Source organism: Allosalinactinospora lopnorensis (assembly GCF_000981225.1).
In the GTDB taxonomy this organism is placed as follows: Bacteria; Actinomycetota; Actinomycetes; order Streptosporangiales; family Streptosporangiaceae; genus Allosalinactinospora; species Allosalinactinospora lopnorensis.
In genome coordinates this window covers 1-16,226 of the sequence record NZ_LAJC01000072.1, presented here as the reverse complement: position 1 = coordinate 16,226, position 16,226 = coordinate 1, and the positions used below count along the sequence as shown (strand labels likewise).

General features: G+C 68.8%; 16 protein-coding genes. 10 read left to right on the top strand and 6 right to left on the bottom strand.

Translation table 11 applies throughout. The features are described 5' to 3' along the window. Window positions 1–40: 40 nt before the first annotated feature. The 5 genes from VS93_RS21460 to VS93_RS21440 all read left to right on the top strand — a co-directional run bounded on the left by VS93_RS21460 (window position 41) and on the right by VS93_RS21440 (window position 4,919). Window positions 41–1,015 carry a substrate-binding domain-containing protein gene (locus VS93_RS21460; protein ID WP_046471693.1) on the top strand — a complete coding sequence of 325 codons (975 nt, stop codon included), beginning with the start codon at window positions 41–43 and terminating at the stop codon, window positions 1,013–1,015. Window positions 1,016–1,022: 7 nt separating this feature from the next. Continuing rightward, a complete protein-coding gene (locus tag VS93_RS21455) occupies window positions 1,023–2,087 on the top strand; it encodes an ABC transporter permease (RefSeq protein ID WP_052745914.1) in 1,065 nt (354 codons plus the stop codon). A 74-nt stretch (window positions 2,088–2,161) separates the two neighbouring features. Next, on the top strand, window positions 2,162–3,013 hold the full coding sequence (locus tag VS93_RS21450; protein ID WP_236700662.1) for an ATP-binding cassette domain-containing protein: 852 nt from the start codon (window positions 2,162–2,164) through the stop codon (window positions 3,011–3,013). A 2-nt stretch (window positions 3,014–3,015) separates the two neighbouring features. Further along, window positions 3,016–4,020, top strand: a complete 1,005-nt coding sequence (locus VS93_RS21445) for a Gfo/Idh/MocA family oxidoreductase (protein ID WP_046471692.1) — start codon at window positions 3,016–3,018, stop codon at window positions 4,018–4,020. A 32-nt stretch (window positions 4,021–4,052) separates the two neighbouring features. Continuing rightward, window positions 4,053–4,919 (top strand): sugar phosphate isomerase/epimerase family protein, encoded by an 867-nt coding sequence (locus VS93_RS21440; protein WP_046471691.1) that lies wholly within the window; start codon window positions 4,053–4,055, stop codon window positions 4,917–4,919. A gap of 103 nt (window positions 4,920–5,022) precedes the next feature. Here VS93_RS21440 and VS93_RS21435 read toward each other — a convergent pair whose 3' ends face one another. Together VS93_RS21435 and VS93_RS21430 are read right to left on the bottom strand one after the other, a co-directional pair. Beyond that, complete coding sequence (locus VS93_RS21435) at window positions 5,023–5,691, bottom strand: AAA family ATPase (protein WP_046471690.1); 669 nt, start codon at window positions 5,689–5,691, stop codon at window positions 5,023–5,025. A gap of 6 nt (window positions 5,692–5,697) precedes the next feature. Then, the gene (locus tag VS93_RS21430; RefSeq protein WP_082127085.1) at window positions 5,698–6,003 is read right to left on the bottom strand and encodes a TFIIB-type zinc ribbon-containing protein; all 306 of its coding nucleotides are present in this window, start codon (window positions 6,001–6,003) and stop codon (window positions 5,698–5,700) included. Window positions 6,004–6,340: 337 nt separating this feature from the next. Here VS93_RS21430 and VS93_RS21425 point away from each other — a divergent pair, with 337 nt between their 5' ends. Further along, window positions 6,341–7,114: an SDR family NAD(P)-dependent oxidoreductase gene (locus VS93_RS21425; RefSeq protein WP_046471688.1), complete on the top strand. Its 774-nt coding sequence runs from the start codon at window positions 6,341–6,343 to the stop codon at window positions 7,112–7,114. A gap of 18 nt (window positions 7,115–7,132) precedes the next feature. Further along, a complete protein-coding gene (locus VS93_RS21420; protein WP_046471687.1) occupies window positions 7,133–7,897 on the top strand; it encodes a crotonase/enoyl-CoA hydratase family protein in 765 nt (254 codons plus the stop codon). 140 nt (window positions 7,898–8,037) lie between these two features. On the opposite strand, the gene VS93_RS21415 is transcribed toward VS93_RS21420, so the two are convergent. From VS93_RS21415 to VS93_RS21405, 3 genes are all read right to left on the bottom strand, one after another. Next, a complete protein-coding gene (locus VS93_RS21415) occupies window positions 8,038–8,655 on the bottom strand; it encodes a hypothetical protein (protein ID WP_156184960.1) in 618 nt (205 codons plus the stop codon). 351 nt (window positions 8,656–9,006) lie between these two features. Continuing rightward, window positions 9,007–9,225 (bottom strand): hypothetical protein, encoded by a 219-nt coding sequence (locus tag VS93_RS21410; RefSeq protein ID WP_046471685.1) that lies wholly within the window; start codon window positions 9,223–9,225, stop codon window positions 9,007–9,009. Next, window positions 9,212–10,672 (bottom strand): PspC domain-containing protein, encoded by a 1,461-nt coding sequence (locus tag VS93_RS21405; RefSeq protein WP_052745913.1) that lies wholly within the window; start codon window positions 10,670–10,672, stop codon window positions 9,212–9,214. Before VS93_RS21405 ends, VS93_RS21410 begins: the two co-directional genes overlap by 14 nt. A 183-nt stretch (window positions 10,673–10,855) precedes the next feature. Between VS93_RS21405 and VS93_RS21400 the strand changes: the two genes are divergently transcribed. Beyond that, complete coding sequence (locus VS93_RS21400; RefSeq protein ID WP_046471683.1) at window positions 10,856–12,061, top strand: ATP-binding protein; 1,206 nt, start codon at window positions 10,856–10,858, stop codon at window positions 12,059–12,061. A gap of 64 nt (window positions 12,062–12,125) precedes the next feature. Further along, the gene (locus VS93_RS21395) at window positions 12,126–12,815 is read left to right on the top strand and encodes a response regulator (RefSeq protein WP_394298840.1); all 690 of its coding nucleotides are present in this window, start codon (window positions 12,126–12,128) and stop codon (window positions 12,813–12,815) included. A gap of 18 nt (window positions 12,816–12,833) precedes the next feature. Here VS93_RS21395 and VS93_RS21390 read toward each other — a convergent pair whose 3' ends face one another. Further along, complete coding sequence (locus tag VS93_RS21390; RefSeq protein WP_046471681.1) at window positions 12,834–13,766, bottom strand: nucleoside hydrolase; 933 nt, start codon at window positions 13,764–13,766, stop codon at window positions 12,834–12,836. Window positions 13,767–13,890: 124 nt separating this feature from the next. Here VS93_RS21390 and pcrA point away from each other — a divergent pair, with 124 nt between their 5' ends. Beyond that, window positions 13,891–16,146 (top strand): DNA helicase PcrA, encoded by a 2,256-nt coding sequence (gene pcrA / locus VS93_RS21385; RefSeq protein ID WP_046471680.1) that lies wholly within the window; start codon window positions 13,891–13,893, stop codon window positions 16,144–16,146. The last annotated feature ends 80 nt before the right edge of the window (window positions 16,147–16,226 follow it).

Sequence of the window (16,226 nt, the reverse complement as noted above, 5' to 3'; positions counted from 1 at the left end):
AAGCAACCTTCATCCCGCATCACCCTGAGAGGTTCTCGCCATGAACCGCAAACCGTTCACTTTCCTGGCCGCCGTAGCAGGTCTCACGATGGTGGCCTCCGCCTGCAGCGAAGAGGGCGGCCAACAGGCCGAAGGCGGCGGCGACGTCGAAACCCCGGAGATGACCATCGCGCTGATCACCCACCAGGCCCCGGGCGACACGTTCTGGGACATAGTCCGTGCCGGGGCCGAAGACGCCGCCGCGAAGAGCAACATCACGCTGGACTACACGTCGAACCCGGAAGCCGGAGAGCAGGCCACCCTGATCCGCAACGCTGTGGACAAGGACGTCGACGGCATCGCCGTGACACTGGCCACGCCGGACGCCCTGCAGGGGGCGATCGACAGGGCGGTCGAGGCGGGCATCCCGGTGGTCGGCCTGAACACCGGCATCGACCATTGGGAGGACGCCGGCCTCACGGAGTACTTCGGCACCGACGAGACCCTGGCCGGCGAGGCCTTCGGCGAGCGGCTCAACGATGTCGAGGCCGAGAACGCGCTGTGCGTGATCCAGGAGCAGGGGCACGTCGCCCTGGAGGAGCGGTGCCGCGCACTCGGTGAGACCTTCGACGGCGAGTCGGAGACGCTCTACGTCGACGGCGCCAGCATGCCGGACGTGAGCTCGGGCATCACCTCCAAGCTGCAGGAGGACGAGGACATTGACTACGTCGTCACGTTGGGCGCCCCGTTCGCGATGACCGCGATCGACTCGGTGGAGGATGCCGGCAGCGAAGCCCAGGTCGCCACCTTCGACACCAACCGCGAGCTGGTCGGCGCGCTGGAGAACGGCGACGTTGAGTGGGCGGTCGACCAGCAGCCCTACCTGCAGGGTTACCTGGCCGTCGACGGCCTGTGGCTGTACAACACCAACGGCAACATCTCCGGCGGCGGTGAGCCGGTGCTGACCGGCCCGACGTTCATCGACCAGGACAACATCGACGAGATCGCGCAGTACGCCGAGGAAGGGACCCGGTGAGTGAGCGATGAGCCAGACACTGACCCCAAGGGCGACCAGCCCCGAGGGTGGCTCTGAGAAGGCGCTCAGGGTCGGTCAGCGTTCGCTGCTGCGGCGCTTCCTCTCGCGGCCCGAGGTGGGGTCGCTCATCGGTGCCGTCGTCGTGTTCAGCGTTTTCTTCACGGTGGCCGAGCCGTTCCGGCAGGCGTCGTCGCTCTCGACGGTGCTGTACGCCAGCTCGACGATCGGGCTGATGGCGATCGCCGTGGCGCTGCTGATGATCGGCGGGGAGTTCGACCTCTCCGCCGGCGTCGCGGTGATCACCTCGGCGATCACCGCGGGGATGTTCAGCTACCAGTTCACGACCAACGTCTGGGTCGGGGTCGGGGTGGCGCTGCTGGTCTCGCTGACCATCGGGTTCGTCAACGGGATGCTGCTGATCCGCACCAGGATCCCCAGCTTCCTGATCACCCTGTCGATGTTCCTGATGCTGCAGGGGCTCAACGTGGCGGTGACCAAGCTGGTCACCGGCAGCGTGGCCACCCAGAACATCTCCAACATGGACGGGTTCGCCTCCGCGAAGGCCGTGTTCGCCTCCGAGGCCTCCTTCGCCGGGTTCAACATCCGGGCGACGGTCATCTGGTGGCTGGTCTTCGCCGCGATAGCCACCTGGGTGCTGCTGCGCACCAGGGTGGGCAACTGGATCTACGCGATCGGCGGCAGTAAGGAGAGCGCGCGCGCCGTCGGTGTGCCGGTGAACAAGGTCAAGGTCGGGCTGTTCATGACGGTGGGCTTCATGGCCTGGTTCGTCGGCATGCACATGCTGTTCCAGTTCAACACCGTTCAGTCCGGTGAGGGCGTCGGCAACGAGCTGCTCTACATCATGGCGGCGGTCGTGGGCGGCTGCCTGCTCACCGGCGGCTACGGCACCGTGATCGGCGCGGTCATCGGCGCCTTCATCTACGGCATGACCAGGCAGGGGATCGTCTACGCCGGTTGGGACAACAACTGGGTGATGTTCTTCGTCGGGGCGATGCTGCTCACAGCGGTCATCGTCAACACCTGGGTCCGCACACAGACGAGCAAGAGGTGACCGAGGTGGCTACGACGACCGGTACCACACAGGCCAAACCGGGGCCGCCCGTCGAGGAGGGCGGGTCCGGGCCCATCGTGGAGCTGAGGGGCGTGGGCAAGTCCTTCGGCAACATCAGAGCGCTGTCCGGGGTGGACCTGAAGGTCAGCACCGGCGAGGTCACCTGCATCCTGGGTGACAACGGCGCGGGAAAGTCCACCCTGATCAAGATCATCGCGGGCCTGCACGAGCCCACCTCCGGCGAGTACCGGGTGGACGGGCGGCCGGTGAAGTTCTCCTCGCCCCGCGAGGCCCTGAACCGCGGCATCGCGACGGTCTACCAGGACCTGGCGATCGTGCAGCTGATGCCGGTGTGGCGGAACTTCTTCCTCGGATCGGAGCTGAGCACCGGGGCGGGCCCGTTCCGCCGCCTCGACGTCAAGCGGATGCGCGCGATCTGCGACGAGGAACTGCAGAAGATGGGCATCGACCTGCCCAACATCGATCTGCCCGTGCAGAACCTCTCCGGCGGCCAGAAACAGGTGCTGGCCATCGCCCGCGCGATCTACTTCGGCGCGCGGGTGCTGATCCTGGACGAGCCCACCGCCGCGCTCGGTGTCAAGCAGTCGGGTGTGGTGCTCAAGTACATCAACGCCGCGCGCGACGCCGGGCTGGGCGTCATTTTCATCACCCACAACCCGCACCACGCGTTCATGGTTGGCGACCACTTCGTGGTGATCAAGCTCGGCGAGATGGAGTTCGACGCCCCCCGCTCCGAGCTGTCGCTGCAGGACCTGACCCACCACATGGCCGGCGGCGCGGAGCTCGACGCCCTGGAGCACGAGCTGGAGCGCGGCCAGGTTCCCGAGGTGGACCCGCTGCACGGCGTCAAGTCCAAGGAAAGCGTGGAACCGGAGCTGCCGCACCAAGCGGAGAGGAAGGGATGACGATGGCCGTCAAGGTTGGCGTGATCGGCGCCGGGATGATCGGCGCCGACCACATCCGCCGGCTCACCACGGTGGTGAACGGAGCCGAGGTCGTGGCGGTGACCGACATCGACGCCGAGCGGGCCGCGGAGGTGGCGTCCGGTGCTGGGGCGCGATCACTGCCGACCGGCCAGGAGGTGATCAGCGCCGATGATGTGGACGCGGTGCTGGTCACCTCCCCGGGATTCGCCCACACCGACCCCGTTCTGGGCGCCATCGAGGCCGGAAAGCCGGTGTTCTGCGAGAAGCCCCTGGCCACAACGGCCGAGGACTGCCTGCGGATCGTCGAGGTCGAGATGAAGCACGGCCGGCGCCTCGTGCAGGTCGGTTTCATGCGCCGCTACGACGCCGGCTACCGGGCGATGAAGCGGGCCGTCGACGCCGGGGAGGTGGGTACCCCGCTGATGATGCACTGCGTGCACCGCAACGCCACCGTTCCGGAGTCCTACCACTCGGAGATGGCCACGCACGACACCGCCATCCACGAGATCGACGCCGTGCGCTGGCTGCTGGACGACGAGATCGCCTCCGCCCAGGTGCTCAAGCCGCGCAGGACCGCCAAGCGCTTCGACCACCTGCAGGATCCGCAGATCATGCTCTTCGAGACCTTCAGCGGGGCGCGCGTCGATGTCGAGGTGTTCGTGAACTGCCAGTACGGCTACGACATCAAGTGCGAGGTGGTGGGTGAGACCGGAACCGTGCAACTGGCCGACCCCGAGCAGCCGCTTCTGCGCACCGCGGGCCGGGCGCACACGGTCGTGCTGCAGCACTGGAAGGACCGGTTCGGCCAGGCCTACGACGTCGAGATCCAGGAGTGGATCGACTCGGTCGCCAACGGGCGCGTCTTGGGCCCCAGCTCATGGGACGGCTACGCCGCGGCGATGATCGGCGACGCGACCGTGGAGGCGCTGCACTCCGGCCGAATCGTCGGCGCCGGGCTCAAGGAGCGCCCGGCCTTCTACGGCTGACCTGCGGGACGAGGAAGAAAGGAGAAAGAGACATGAAGATCGCCGTGGACCCATTCATGTTCCGCGCGCTCCCCGTCCCGGAGATGGTGCGGACGGTCGCCGACATCGGCTACTCCCATATCGAGCTGTCGCCGCGGGAGGAGTTCATGCCCTTTTTCCTGCACCCGCGGGCCGACGACGACCGGGTGGCCGAGTTCAGGAAGGCGCTGCGCGAGACGGGTGTGCAGCTGTCGAGCATCCTGCCGCTGTACAGGTGGTCCAGCCCTGTCGAGGAAGAGCGCCAGGCGGCGGTGCGGTACTGGAAGCGGATGATCGAGGTCGCGGTCGAGATGGGCTGCACCCTGATGAACTCCGAGTTCAACGGGCGCCCGGAGAAAGCCGCCGAGAGCGAGGCCGCCTTCTGGAAGTCACTGGAGGAACTGCTGCCGATCTTCGAGCGCGAGGGGATCGCCCTCAACCTCGAAGCGCATCCCGATGACTTCTGCGAGGTCAACGCGCCGGCGGTGGACCTGGTGCGGGCGATCAACAAGCCGTGGGTGAACTACCTGTACTGCGCGCCGCACACCTTCCACCTGTCCGGCGAGGACCCGGGCGCCGACATCCGCGCGATGATGCACTACGCCGGGGACAAACTGCGGCACGTGCACATTGCGGACTCCTTCGACCACAAGGGGTCCTCGGGGCTGCGCTACATCCTGAACCCGCCCGGAACACCGGCCCGTATCCACCAGCACCTGGACATCGGGCAGGGCGAGGTGGACTGGGACGTCTTCTTCGCGACCCTGCGGGAGATGAGGTTCGACGGCGTCGCCACGGTGTGCGTATTCGCCTGGGAGGAGCGCGCCCGCGAGTCGTGCGCCTCCAACCTGGAGCGCGTCACCAAGGAACTGACCGTCTGAGGGAGTCCCCGCACCCCAAGGCCGCGCCCTATCCGGGGGGCAGGGCGCGGCCCGCGCGTCCACACTGGTGAAGGGCGAGCGGCTCGGCGAGGGCCGACCGGGGCTACCGCTCCTCCAGGGCCGGCGCCTCCTCGGGGGCGCCCGCTTCTCCGGCCGAGCCGTCGAGCCACCCGCAGACCCGCTCGACCGTGGCCGAAACGGGCTCGTGCGTGGTGTCCACCAGGCTCATCGGCGGCGACATATCACCGGCCGACGCCCGGATCCACCCGTTGAACTCAACGGTCTCCGCGATCCGCGGCTCCGACCACTCCCGCCAAGCGGGCCGGGCCCGCAGCCGCGCCGCGAGCACCTCCGGTTCGCACACCAGCGCGAGGTAGTGGATGTCGGAGAAGAGGGACCGTTCACCCAGCGACTCGAACTCCGGCGGCACCACCGTGCCGCACAGTACGACCGAGCGGCCGCTCTGATGGATCATCGCGGCCATACGCAGCCATGCGGAGCGGAACGCGCGGTGGTTGCCCCGTGGATCCTGCAACCCGGGAAGCCACAGCACGTCCTGCTCCATGACGACGAACCGGTCGTCGAGCCGCTCGACGAGCAGCCGGGACACCGTGGACTTTCCGGTGCCGCTGGGACCGGTGACACACCACAGCGGCAGCCGCCGGAAGCGCTGCCGGTGACCGCACGTGCAGCAGACGAGCACAGGGCGTCGCGGCTCCACGTGCGGGGTCTCTGCCAGCGCCCCGCAGTGGGCGCAGATCAGCGGATTCACCAGCGGTCAGTCGAACAGCGACTCGAGGAAACTCCGCCGCTTGCGCCGTCCGTGTCCGTACGGCGGAGGCGAGTCGGGATAGGAGCCGTAGGGGCGCGGCGAGTCCTTGTAGCCGCGGTACGCGGGGGGAGGAGCCGTCTGACCTCCTCCTGAATACGGGGGCGGGGAACCGTAGTATTGCTGTTCGGCGCTGACGATCTGCTCCAGTTCGCCCCGGTCGAGGAAGATCCCCCCGCACTGCTCGCAGCGCTCGAGATGGATTCCCTGACGGTCGAAGGTGCGCATCAGACCTTGGCACTTTGGACAAGTCACCCCGACAGGTTACTCGGAGATCGCCCTCCCTGCCGATCTTGTCCTCCGTTCCTTCCGTCTTCGCTGTCCGAATCCGGTCGCGGGGGCGTACAGAACCACAGGAGGGAGGGAAACCCGTGGCCACGAGCCGGATGCTAATGTTCCGGTCCTCCCGCGACGTTCCTCCGCTACTCCGAGGACGGTCGGCCACCGGCCGGCGACTCCGCCCGCGGCGGCCGGTGACGGCGGTCCCGCGCGGCTTCTCCCCGCTTCCCCGGTCCTCCGGGCGAGACGTGGGACACACCAAAACCGAACCCCGTTCTAGTCGTGCGGGCGCCGAGTCTGTAGAGTGCCGCGCATGGAGCTGAATGGAGTTGCCGCCCTCGTAACCGGGGGCGCGAGTGGGCTGGGCGAGGCGACCGTCAAGGAACTGGCCTCCGCGGGAGCGACTGTCGTCATCGCCGACCTCAACGCCGAGCGCGGTGAGGAGCTGGCCAAGGAGATCGGTGGTGTCTTCGTGACCACCGATGTGGCCGAGGAGGACCAGGTCGAGGCCGCGGTGCGGGCCGCCGTGGGCACCGGGAGACCGCTGCGTGCGGCTGTGTCCTGCGCCGGCATCGGATGGGCCACCCGCACGATCGACCGCGAGGGCAAGCCGCACGACCTTGCCAGCTACAAAAAGGTCATCGACGTCAACCTGGTCGGCACGTTCAACCTGGTGCGACTGGCGGCCGCCGCGATGGCGCGGACCGAGCCGGCGAGCGAGGACGGGGAGCGCGGCGCGATCGTCAACACCGCCTCCCTCGCGGGGATCGAGGGCCAGGTCGGCCAAATCGCCTACTCCTCCTCGAAGGGCGGCGTCATCGGCATGACGCTGCCCGCCGCGCGCGACCTCGCCGCCATCGGTGTGCGCGTCAACACCGCGGCACCGGGGATTATCGACACCCCCATCTACGGTGAGGGCGAGAGAGCCGAGGAACTCAAGGAGCGGCTGACCTCACCGATCCTGTTCCCCAAGCGCATGGGAACCCCGGCCGAGTTCGGCAGGCTGGTCCGGTGCCTGCTGGAGATCAGCTACATGAACGCCGAGGTCGTCCGGATCGACGGCGGCCTGCGCATGCCGCAGAAATAGCGAGGACAGGAGACCTTCATGAGCGACGAGGTGCTCTACACGACGGGGGACGGTGTCGCCGTCATCACGATCAACCGGCCCAAGGCCAAGAACGCGGTCAACGCCGCGGTCGCCCGGGCCATCGCCGATGCGCTGGATGACCTGGACGCCCGCAAAGACCTCACCGTCGGCATCCTCACCGGCGCGGGCGGCACGTTCTGCGCCGGGATGGACCTCAAGGCGTTCATGCAGGGAGAGGTCCCCGTGATCGATGGGCGCGGATTCGCCGGGCTCGCGAAGCGCCCGCCGAAGAAGCCGCTGATCGCCGCGGTCGAAGGGTATGCGCTGGCCGGAGGGTTCGAGGCGGTCCTGGGGTGCGACCTCGTGGTCGCCGCCGAGGACGCCAGGTTCGGCGTTCCCGAGGTCAAGCGCGGACTCGTCGCCGGTGCCGGCGGGCTGCTCCGGCTGCAGCACCGGATTCCGCGCAACATCGCCATGGAGTTCGTGCTGACCGGTGAATACGTCGGCGCCTCACGGGCAGCCGAACTCGGCCTGGTCAACCGGGTCACCCCCAGCGGCGGGGCGCTGGAGGGGGCACGGGAGCTGGCCGCGCATGTGGCCGCCAACGCCCCACTGGCGGTCGCGGCGTCCAAGCGGGTCATCACCGAGTCGGACGACTGGTCGAGCGAGGAGATGTGGGCGAAGCAGGACGAGATCATCTCGCCGATCTTCGTCAGCAAGGACGCGATGGAGGGCGCAGCGGCGTTCGCCGAGAAGCGCAAGCCCGACTGGCAGGGCGAGTAGAGGCGGACACGGAGCGAAGCCCCGGCGTCGGTACCGGCCGGCCCTTCGGCAGGGGCCGGCCGGCGGTTCTCCGGTGCGGGAACACCCTTCCGACGCGCTGTCGGCGCCGGCCCCGCTCGGACGTGGACGAGGCGTTCGGCTCAATGCCGAGGCTTGTAGCGCAGGCGCCGCGCGACACCGAGAAGCGCGGCGCCCGCGGCGAGTGCCGCCACGCCGATGAGCGCGAGCACCGCCAGCGGGCCGCCGGTCACCGGCAGCGTCGTGGCGGCCTCGTCCTCCGCGTGCTCCTCGGATCCCTGTTCCTCGGACGCCCGATCTTCGGAGGTCAGCTCTTCGGAGGCCTGCTCCTCGGGCAGCGTGCCCTCGCCCGGCAGCACGCCCTCCTCGGGTGGGGCGTCCTGCCCGGACTCTCCGCCCATGCCCTCCGGCGGGTGGCCCGTGGCGGGCGTATCGCCTTCCTCGGACCCGCGCTCGCCAGGGGCGCGGCCATGGCGGTCGTGCCCCCCGCGATCGCCGTAGTTCTCGTATTCCGGGTATTTCGCGTGCTCGCTGTGATCGCCGTAGTTCTCGTATTCCGGGTACTCCGGGGGTCCGTATCCGCCGCGCGGTGACTCGTGCGGGGCCTCCTTCCTCTCAGTGGCGTGCGGGACCGACCCATAGAGCCCGCTGAGATCATCCGCCTGTGCGGCGTAGCCGCCGCCGACCGCGGCGATGGACACGATTCCCGCGACAGCCATCCCGACTAGGGGTCTCTTCATAATTCCTCCCGAAGATGGCGTGTACGAGTTGTTCGCATGGAAAGTGGGAAGCGCCATCCTCAGATATATGCGAACATGCCGAGCTGGAATTCGGAGAGCGACTCGCGGTAGTAGCCCCAGTTCACAGCGGATGCGCTCGGGATTCTCCGTCCCTGCGGCATAAAAGAGGGAAGGCCCGCGTGTGCCCGATTCGGTGTGACTCGTAAAAGCTTTTCGAATGGAGCGCACCTGACCCGCTTCCGCGGTTTTCGTCCGAAAACAGCGGAGTGCCGGGAATTCCCGAGAAGCCTGGTTCCCGGCGTGGTTGCGGCGCTCCGCCGGCGGAGCCCGCGGAGCGGAAACGGGACCCGGTCAGGTCTCTGCGTCGGGACCCGGCTCGCGGCGGTCCCGTGCGCGGACGAGGGCGCGGGCGATCGCTACGATCCCCAAGCCGATGGCGAGTACCGGCAGGATCCATATCGCGCCGAAACTCCAGTTCGTCGAGCCGCTGATGACGAACACCACACCAAGGGACACGAACAGCAGACCGGCGACGAACGATGCCCAATCGGTCTTCTTAAGGCGTGACACGCCGCACCTCCATATCGGCGCCGTAGGATGCCAGGCGCACGACCAGAACAGGCGGTTCGGACTCCCCTTCCTGCGGCTCCTCCCGCTGGTCCGCTTTTTCCGCCGGGCGTCTCTTCCCCGGGGTCTCGGGATCCAGGCTCCTGCTGACATCGAGCAGGGTTCCGGAACGGACCGAGTCGTCGATCCGGATCCGACCGACCGTCGTCGTAGCGCGCACGTCCACCCGCGCCGTGTCCGGGGCCAGCACGTCTATCTCGCCGAGGCGCACGCTCGCGCTGACCTCCACCTGATCGCCCGGCCGCAGCGTCATCCCGGTCAGGTCCAGTTCGGCCCTGCCCGCGGTGAGGTGGTACTCTCGGTCCTCGGCGGCCGTCGTGGGACGCCACTCCGCAGTGCCGATCCGGATGCCGGTCAGGTTCGTGCTCGACACGCCGACCAGCAGCACGGTCAGCAGCGTGCCCAGGACGACCAGACCACGGGGGTTGCCCACCCAGGTCCCCGCGAGCAGGGCCACACCGACGATCGCGACGACACTTCCCAGGTAGACGGGTCCGGTCTCGGGGCCCAGCAGGGCGGACAGCGAGGGCCCTCCGGTGAGGCCGAACGTGATACCGGTCGCCGCCACGATGGCCAAGAAAACCAGGCCGAACAGCAGAACGCCCTTCTCGTGCCGTTTCGCCCTCCGGCGCTCCCGGGTTCTTCGAGCCTGATCACGCGCTCTCTCCGCTGATCTCCGGGCCCGTTCCGCCGCCGTGCGGGCCGTCTCCTCACGGTCTTCGCCCTCGTCCTCCCCGGTGTCGCCGTCCGCGCTCTCCCGGGTGCTTCGCGCGTTCCGGTCCCCAACGACGGCGAGGTCGATCGGCCCGCTCGGAGCCGCGGCCCACGGCTGGGCCGGGTTGTAGTAGGCCGGTGCCGGCTCCGGCTCCGGCGCTGCCGGGGGCGGCTCGCTCGTCCGCCACTGCTCGGGGAGGTCGCGGAACGTCTGCCGCAGATCCACGCCGCGGTTGTGCGCGGTCAGCAGGCCGAGGATGAGCGGTGTGGCGAGGACGAGCGTGCCCCAGCTGATCCCGCCGACCAGGCTGAGCGCCGTGGCCGCGGCCAGCCCCAGGACCAGGACGGACAGCACGGACTCGGGAGCGAAACGGCGGTCGAGTAGCTGTTCCGACATCGCCGGACCGCCCTCGGAATCCCGCATCATCATCCACGCGGCGATGTAGAGCCACAGACCGGTGCCGCAGGCGAGCCCGGTGATGGCGAACGCGACCCGCCACACAACAGGATCGACACGCGTGTACTCGCCGAGGCCGGCGCAGACCCCTGTGACTACGCCGGCCTCGGCGTTCTTGCGCAGCTCCCGACCGTGGCCCCTGCCCGGCGGGCTAGTGGACCCGGCCGTGCCCGGCTCTTGCTGCTCTGCGCCGTCCACCGGCTCTCGCTCGTCTGCCACGGTCGGTCACCACGTCTCCTTCACGTTCCCATCCTCGCCTCTCACCGGCACCGGTTCCCATCCGGGACGACCCTGACCACACCCTGAGGCGTTCCGGGACACTCCGGGGCCCGTCCCTGATGCCGCCGCGGTGATCACGGGGCATTCTGGGAAGAGCACAGGCGAGGAGGGGAAGGTACATCGGTGGCGGAGACAGCCGGCGAAACGCCGCGGTTCTACCGTGCGCGCGACGGCCGGCTGCTCGCCGGGGTCGCGGCCGGGCTGGCCCAGCACCTCGGGATCCCCCCGATCGTGTCCCGCCTGGCGCTTCTCGCCTTGGGCTTCGGCGGGATCGGTATCGCCGTGTACGTCGTGCTGGTGTTCTTCGTGCCGGTGGAACCCGAAACCGCGCAGGACACCGGCGAGGAGAGCGGCACGCCCGGGAAACGGCGCGACGTCGGGCGGCTGCTCGGCTACCTCGCCCTGGCGGCCGTGCTGAGCATGCTCTTCCTCGTCTTCGGCGGGATGTTCGATCCGCTGCTCTGGTTCCTCATCTTCGGCGCGCTGGGCGCCGCCGTCCTCTGGCAGCAGGCCAACCCCGCCCTCCGCGACGAGTGGGTGTCCACGACGGCCCTGCCTAGCAGGAAAGGCTGGGTGCGCATCGGAGCCGGCGTCCTCCTCATCGTCATCGGCGTCATCGGCTTCCTCGTCTTCCAGCAGCAACTCCAGGAGGCCCGCACGGGCCTGACCTTCGCGGCCACCATGCTCGCGGGCATCTCCCTGATCGCCGCACCGTGGATCGTCGGCCTGGTCCGGGAACGCGACCGGGAGCGCCGCGAGCGCATCCGCAACCAGGAGCGCGCCGAACTCGCGGCGCACATCCACGACTCCGTGCTCCACACGCTCACCCTCATCCAGCGCCGGGCCGACGACCCGCGCGAAGTCCAGCGGCTGGCCCGTGTCCAGGAGCGCGCACTGCGCAGCTGGCTGTACCAGCGTCCCGCCGACGCCGACACCACGGTCAAGCCCGCGCTGGAGCGGGTCGCCGCCGAAGTGGAGGAGTCCCACGGGGTGCCGATCGAGGTGGTCTGCGTCGGCGACGGCCCGATCGACGACGGCATCCGGGCGGAACTGCAGGCCTCCCGGGAGGCGATGGTCAACGCCTCCAAGTACGCGGGGGCCGACAGCATCTCCGTGTTCGGTGAGGTCGAACCGAAGGAGGTGCTCATTTTCGTCCGGGACCGCGGCCAGGGGTTCGACCTCGACGCCGTCCCCGACGACCGCATGGGCGTGCGCGGCTCGATCATCGGGCGGATGAAACGGCACGGCGGAGAGGCCCGCGTCCGCACCGCCCCCGGGGAGGGCACTGAGGTCCAATTGCGTATGCCGCGTATCCCGGAATTCGGCTGAGGACCCGTTCCGGCGGACCGGATCCGGCCGCAGCCGCCCAGTGGGATGCCGCTGCCCTGCTCGGATGGGTAAAGTCCATGACGTGGCAGACGACAACACCACCTTCGGCAGCGGCGCCGCGGTGCCGCGCGTGGTCATCGTGGACGACCACCGGCTCTTCCGCAGCGGAGTCCGCGGGGAACTGGGCAACGCGGTCGAGGTCATCGGCGAGGCCGGCGACGTCGACGGTGCCGTCCACGTCATCAGCGAGCACCAGCCCGACCTCGTACTGCTCGACGTGCACCTGCCCGGCGGGGGCGGTGTGGAGGTGCTGCGCCGGGTGCTGTCCCACCACCCGGACATCAAGTTCCTCGCGCTGTCGGTCTCCGACGCTGCCGAGGACGTCATCGGCGTGGTCCGCGGCGGCGCGCGCGGCTATGTCACCAAGACGATCTCGGGCAAGGAGCTCGCCGACGCGATCGTCCGGGTCGCCGACGGCGACGCGGTGTTCTCCCCGCGCCTCGCCGGATTCGTGCTGGACGCGTTCGCGGCCACGGACTCCCCGCCCATGGACCCCGAACTCGACCGCCTCACCCAGCGGGAGCGCGAGGTCCTGCGCCTCATCGCGCGCGGCTACGCCTACAAGGAAGTGGCGAAGGAACTCTTCATCTCGGTGAAGACCGTGGAGACCCACGTCTCCTCGGTGCTGCGCAAGCTCCAGCTCTCCAACCGGCATGAGCTCAGCCGCTGGGCCACGGCGCGCAAGCTGCTCTGAGCCGGGTACGGCGGCACGTCAGCGCAGTGCGTCCAGCATGCGCTTCAGGAGCGCCGGCCCGTCGGCCTCGGTGGCGAGCGTGAGTTTGGGGCGCTGGTCGGAGGGGTCGGCGTTGGGGCGCAGGTCGGCTATGGTGAGCCCGCGCGTGTGCTCGCCCTTCAGCTCGACCCGGACACCGACCTCGACCGCGTCGGTCACAAGAGCGGGGTCGACCAGGATCGCGGCGGCCAGCGGATCGTGCATCGCGCACTGGCGGACCCCGAAGACCTCGCTGTACCAGCCGGTGTAGAACTCCAGGAACCGCGATGCCAGCCGGGCGCGTTCGCCGCTGACGGTCTTCAGCTCGTCCAACCAGGCGCCCGGCGCCACCGTCTTCATGGTGACGTCCAGTGCGACCAGCGTCGCCTGGAACCCGGCGGCGAGCACCACCTCGGCGGCCTCAGGGTCGTTGACGATGTTGGCCTCGGCCCAGGGGGTCAGGTTGCCCGGCACCCGCACGGCACCGCCCATTATCACCACGCGGCGGACCAGTTTCGGCAGTTCCGGTTCCAAGCCGAGCGCCAGGGCCAGGTTCGTCAACGGGCCGATGGCGAGCACGTCGATCTCGCCAGGATCCGAACGGGCCAGCCGGACCAGCAGCTCCGCGGCCGACTCGGCGGCCGGGCTTCCGTGCGGTGCCGGAGTCTCGACATTCCCGAGACCATTGGCGCCGTGGACGTGCTCGCTGGGCTTCGGCGGCTGCACGAGCGGCCGCGCCGCGCCGGACGCGACAGGGGTCTCGGGGCAGCCGTACAGCTCCACTAGGCGGAGGGCGTTGTCCGTCGTCTGCCTGACCGTGTTGTTGCCGAAGACCGCTCCGATGCCGGCGATCTCCACTTCCGGCTGCGCGCTCAGGTAGGCAAGCGCGAGTGCGTCATCGATGCCGGGATCGCAGTCGACGAAGACGCGCACGTTCTCCCCCAAGGTGGACGGGACCGGATGTGCGCACCCAAGGCTAGACCGGTGCGCGAGGAGCGGGGAACCGGGCTCCGCCGAGCGGGAGACGGGCACCCGCGGCCCCCCGTAATCTGGAGGCGTGTCGTCCCAAGAGCAACTTCTCGAAGGTCTCAACGTCCCCCAGCGCGACGCCGTGACGCACTCCGGCAGTCCGTTGTTGATCGTCGCGGGTGCGGGCTCCGGCAAGACCCGGGTACTCACCCACCGCATCGCCTACCTGCTCGCCGAGCGGGGAATACGCGCCGGTGAAGTCCTCGCGATCACCTTCACCAACAAGGCGGCCGCGGAGATGAAGGAACGCATCGAGGGTCTGCTGGGCACCCGTGTCGCCAACGCGATGTGGGTGATGACCTTCCACTCGGCCTGCGTGCGCATTCTGCGCCGCGAGGCGACCCGACTGGGCTACCCGAGCAGCTTCACCATCTATGATTCGGCCGACTCACAGCGGCTGATGCAACTGGTCTGCCGCGAGATGGACCTGGACCCCAAGCGCTATCCGCCGAAGTCCTTCTCGGCGCAGGTGTCCAACCTCAAGAACGAGCTCGTCGACTACGACACCTTCGCCGAACGGGCGCAGACCGAGCAGGAGAAGAAACTCGCCGAGGCCTACACGCTGTACCAGCAGCGGCTGCACGAGGCCGGCGCGATGGACTTCGACGACCTGATCATGATCACGGTCAACCTGCTGCAGATGTTCCCCGAGGTCGCGGAACACTACCGGCGCCGGTTCCGGCACATCCTCGTCGACGAGTACCAGGACACCAACCACGCCCAGTACGTGCTGGTCCGGGAGCTTGTCGGCACCGGGGACGCGCCGTCGGAACTGTGCGTCGTAGGGGACGCCGACCAGTCCATCTACGCGTTCCGCGGCGCGACGATCCGGAACATCCTGGAGTTCGAGCGCGACTATCCCGAGGCGCGCACGATCCTGCTGGAGCAGAACTACCGCTCCACGCAGAACATCCTGACGGCGGCGAACGCCGTCATCGAGCGCAACGCCGATCGGCCCGCCAAGAACCTCTGGTCGGAACAGAGAGGTGGCCCCTCGCTGTCCGGCTACGTCGCCGACAACGAGCATGACGAGGCGGCCTTCGTCGTCGGGGAGATCGACAGCCTGACCGACGACGGCGTGTGCGCGCCGGGCGAGGTCGCCGTGTTCTACCGGACCAACGCCCAGTCCCGAGTGTTCGAGGACGTGTTCATCCGGACCGGGCTGCCATACAAGATCGTCGGCGGAGTGCGCTTCTACGAGCGCAAGGAGATCCGGGACATCCTCGCCTACCTGCGGGTACTCGCCAATCCCGAGGACACGGTGAGTCTGCGCCGGATCCTGAACGTTCCGAAGCGCGGTATCGGGGACCGGGCCGAGGAGACGATCGAGCTCTTCGCCGCGCGCGAGCGGATCTCCTTCGCCAAGGCGCTGCGCAGAGCAGACGAAGCGCCGGGGATCGCCACACGCTCGCTGAAGGCCGTCCGGGAATTCGTCTCCCTCATGGCGGAGCTCGAGGAGCTGGTTCCCACCATCACCCCTGCTGAGATCGTGGACGCGGTACTGCAACGAACCGGATACCTGTCCGAGCTGGAGAACTCCAAAGACATCCAGGACGAGAGCCGCCTGGAGAACCTGGAGGAGTTCGTCGAGGTGGCGCGGGAGTTCGAGAACACCTTCACGGGACCGCTCTACCCCGAAGAGGAGGAGGACGGTCCCGCTGCGGGGGAGCCCGAGGAGGACGGCCCCACCCTGGTGGACTTCCTGGAGCAGATCTCCCTGGTCGCCGACACGGACCAGATCCCGGACGCGGACGAGCGCGGAGGGGTCGTCACGCTGATGACCCTGCACGCGGCCAAAGGGCTGGAGTTCCCGGTGGCGTTCCTCACAGGCATGGAGGACGGGGTCTTCCCGCACATGCGGACGCTGGGGGACAAGACGGCGCTGGAGGAGGAACGGCGGCTCGCCTACGTGGGAATCACCCGGGCGCAGGAGCGGTTGTACGTGAGCAGGTCGGCGGTCCGCAGTGCGTGGGGAACGCCGTCCTACAACCCGCCGTCGCGATTCCTCGACGAGATCCCGCCGGAGCTCGTCGAGTGGCGCCGGTCCGAGTCCTCGTTCACGGGAGTACCGAGCCGGCCGCGTACCGCTTCCCCCTCCGCCAAGGCGGCGAGGGATGTGCCTACGCTCACCCCCGGAGACAAGGTCAACCACGACTCGTTCGGACTGGGCACCGTGCTGCTGGTCGACGGTGCGGGGGACAAGACCAAGGCGCGCATCGACTTCGGCGCCGACATCGGCGAGAAGGACTTCCTGGTCAAGTTCGCGCCGATCGAGAAGCTGTAGCAGCCGGATGAGCGGCTGGAATAGCCGGGCGGTCGGCACTGTTGTACCCGGTCGGCGCCCGATGAGGCGGTGGCACAGCC

Excerpts from the sequence above, each read along its gene's own strand:
- VS93_RS21460 (WP_046471693.1), top strand. The coding sequence starts at position 41 with ATGAACCGCAAACCGTTCACTTTCCTGGCCGCCGTAGCAGGTCTCACG.
- VS93_RS21455 (WP_052745914.1), top strand. The coding sequence starts at position 1,023 with ATGAGCCAGACACTGACCCCAAGGGCGACCAGCCCCGAGGGTGGCTCT.
- VS93_RS21445 (WP_046471692.1), top strand. The coding sequence starts at position 3,016 with ATGGCCGTCAAGGTTGGCGTGATCGGCGCCGGGATGATCGGCGCCGAC.
- VS93_RS21440 (WP_046471691.1), top strand. The coding sequence starts at position 4,053 with ATGAAGATCGCCGTGGACCCATTCATGTTCCGCGCGCTCCCCGTCCCG.
- VS93_RS21425 (WP_046471688.1), top strand. The coding sequence starts at position 6,341 with ATGGAGCTGAATGGAGTTGCCGCCCTCGTAACCGGGGGCGCGAGTGGG.
- VS93_RS21420 (WP_046471687.1), top strand. The coding sequence starts at position 7,133 with ATGAGCGACGAGGTGCTCTACACGACGGGGGACGGTGTCGCCGTCATC.
- VS93_RS21415 (WP_156184960.1), bottom strand. The coding sequence starts at position 8,655 with ATGAAGAGACCCCTAGTCGGGATGGCTGTCGCGGGAATCGTGTCCATC.
- VS93_RS21395 (WP_394298840.1), top strand. The coding sequence starts at position 12,126 with ATGGGTAAAGTCCATGACGTGGCAGACGACAACACCACCTTCGGCAGC.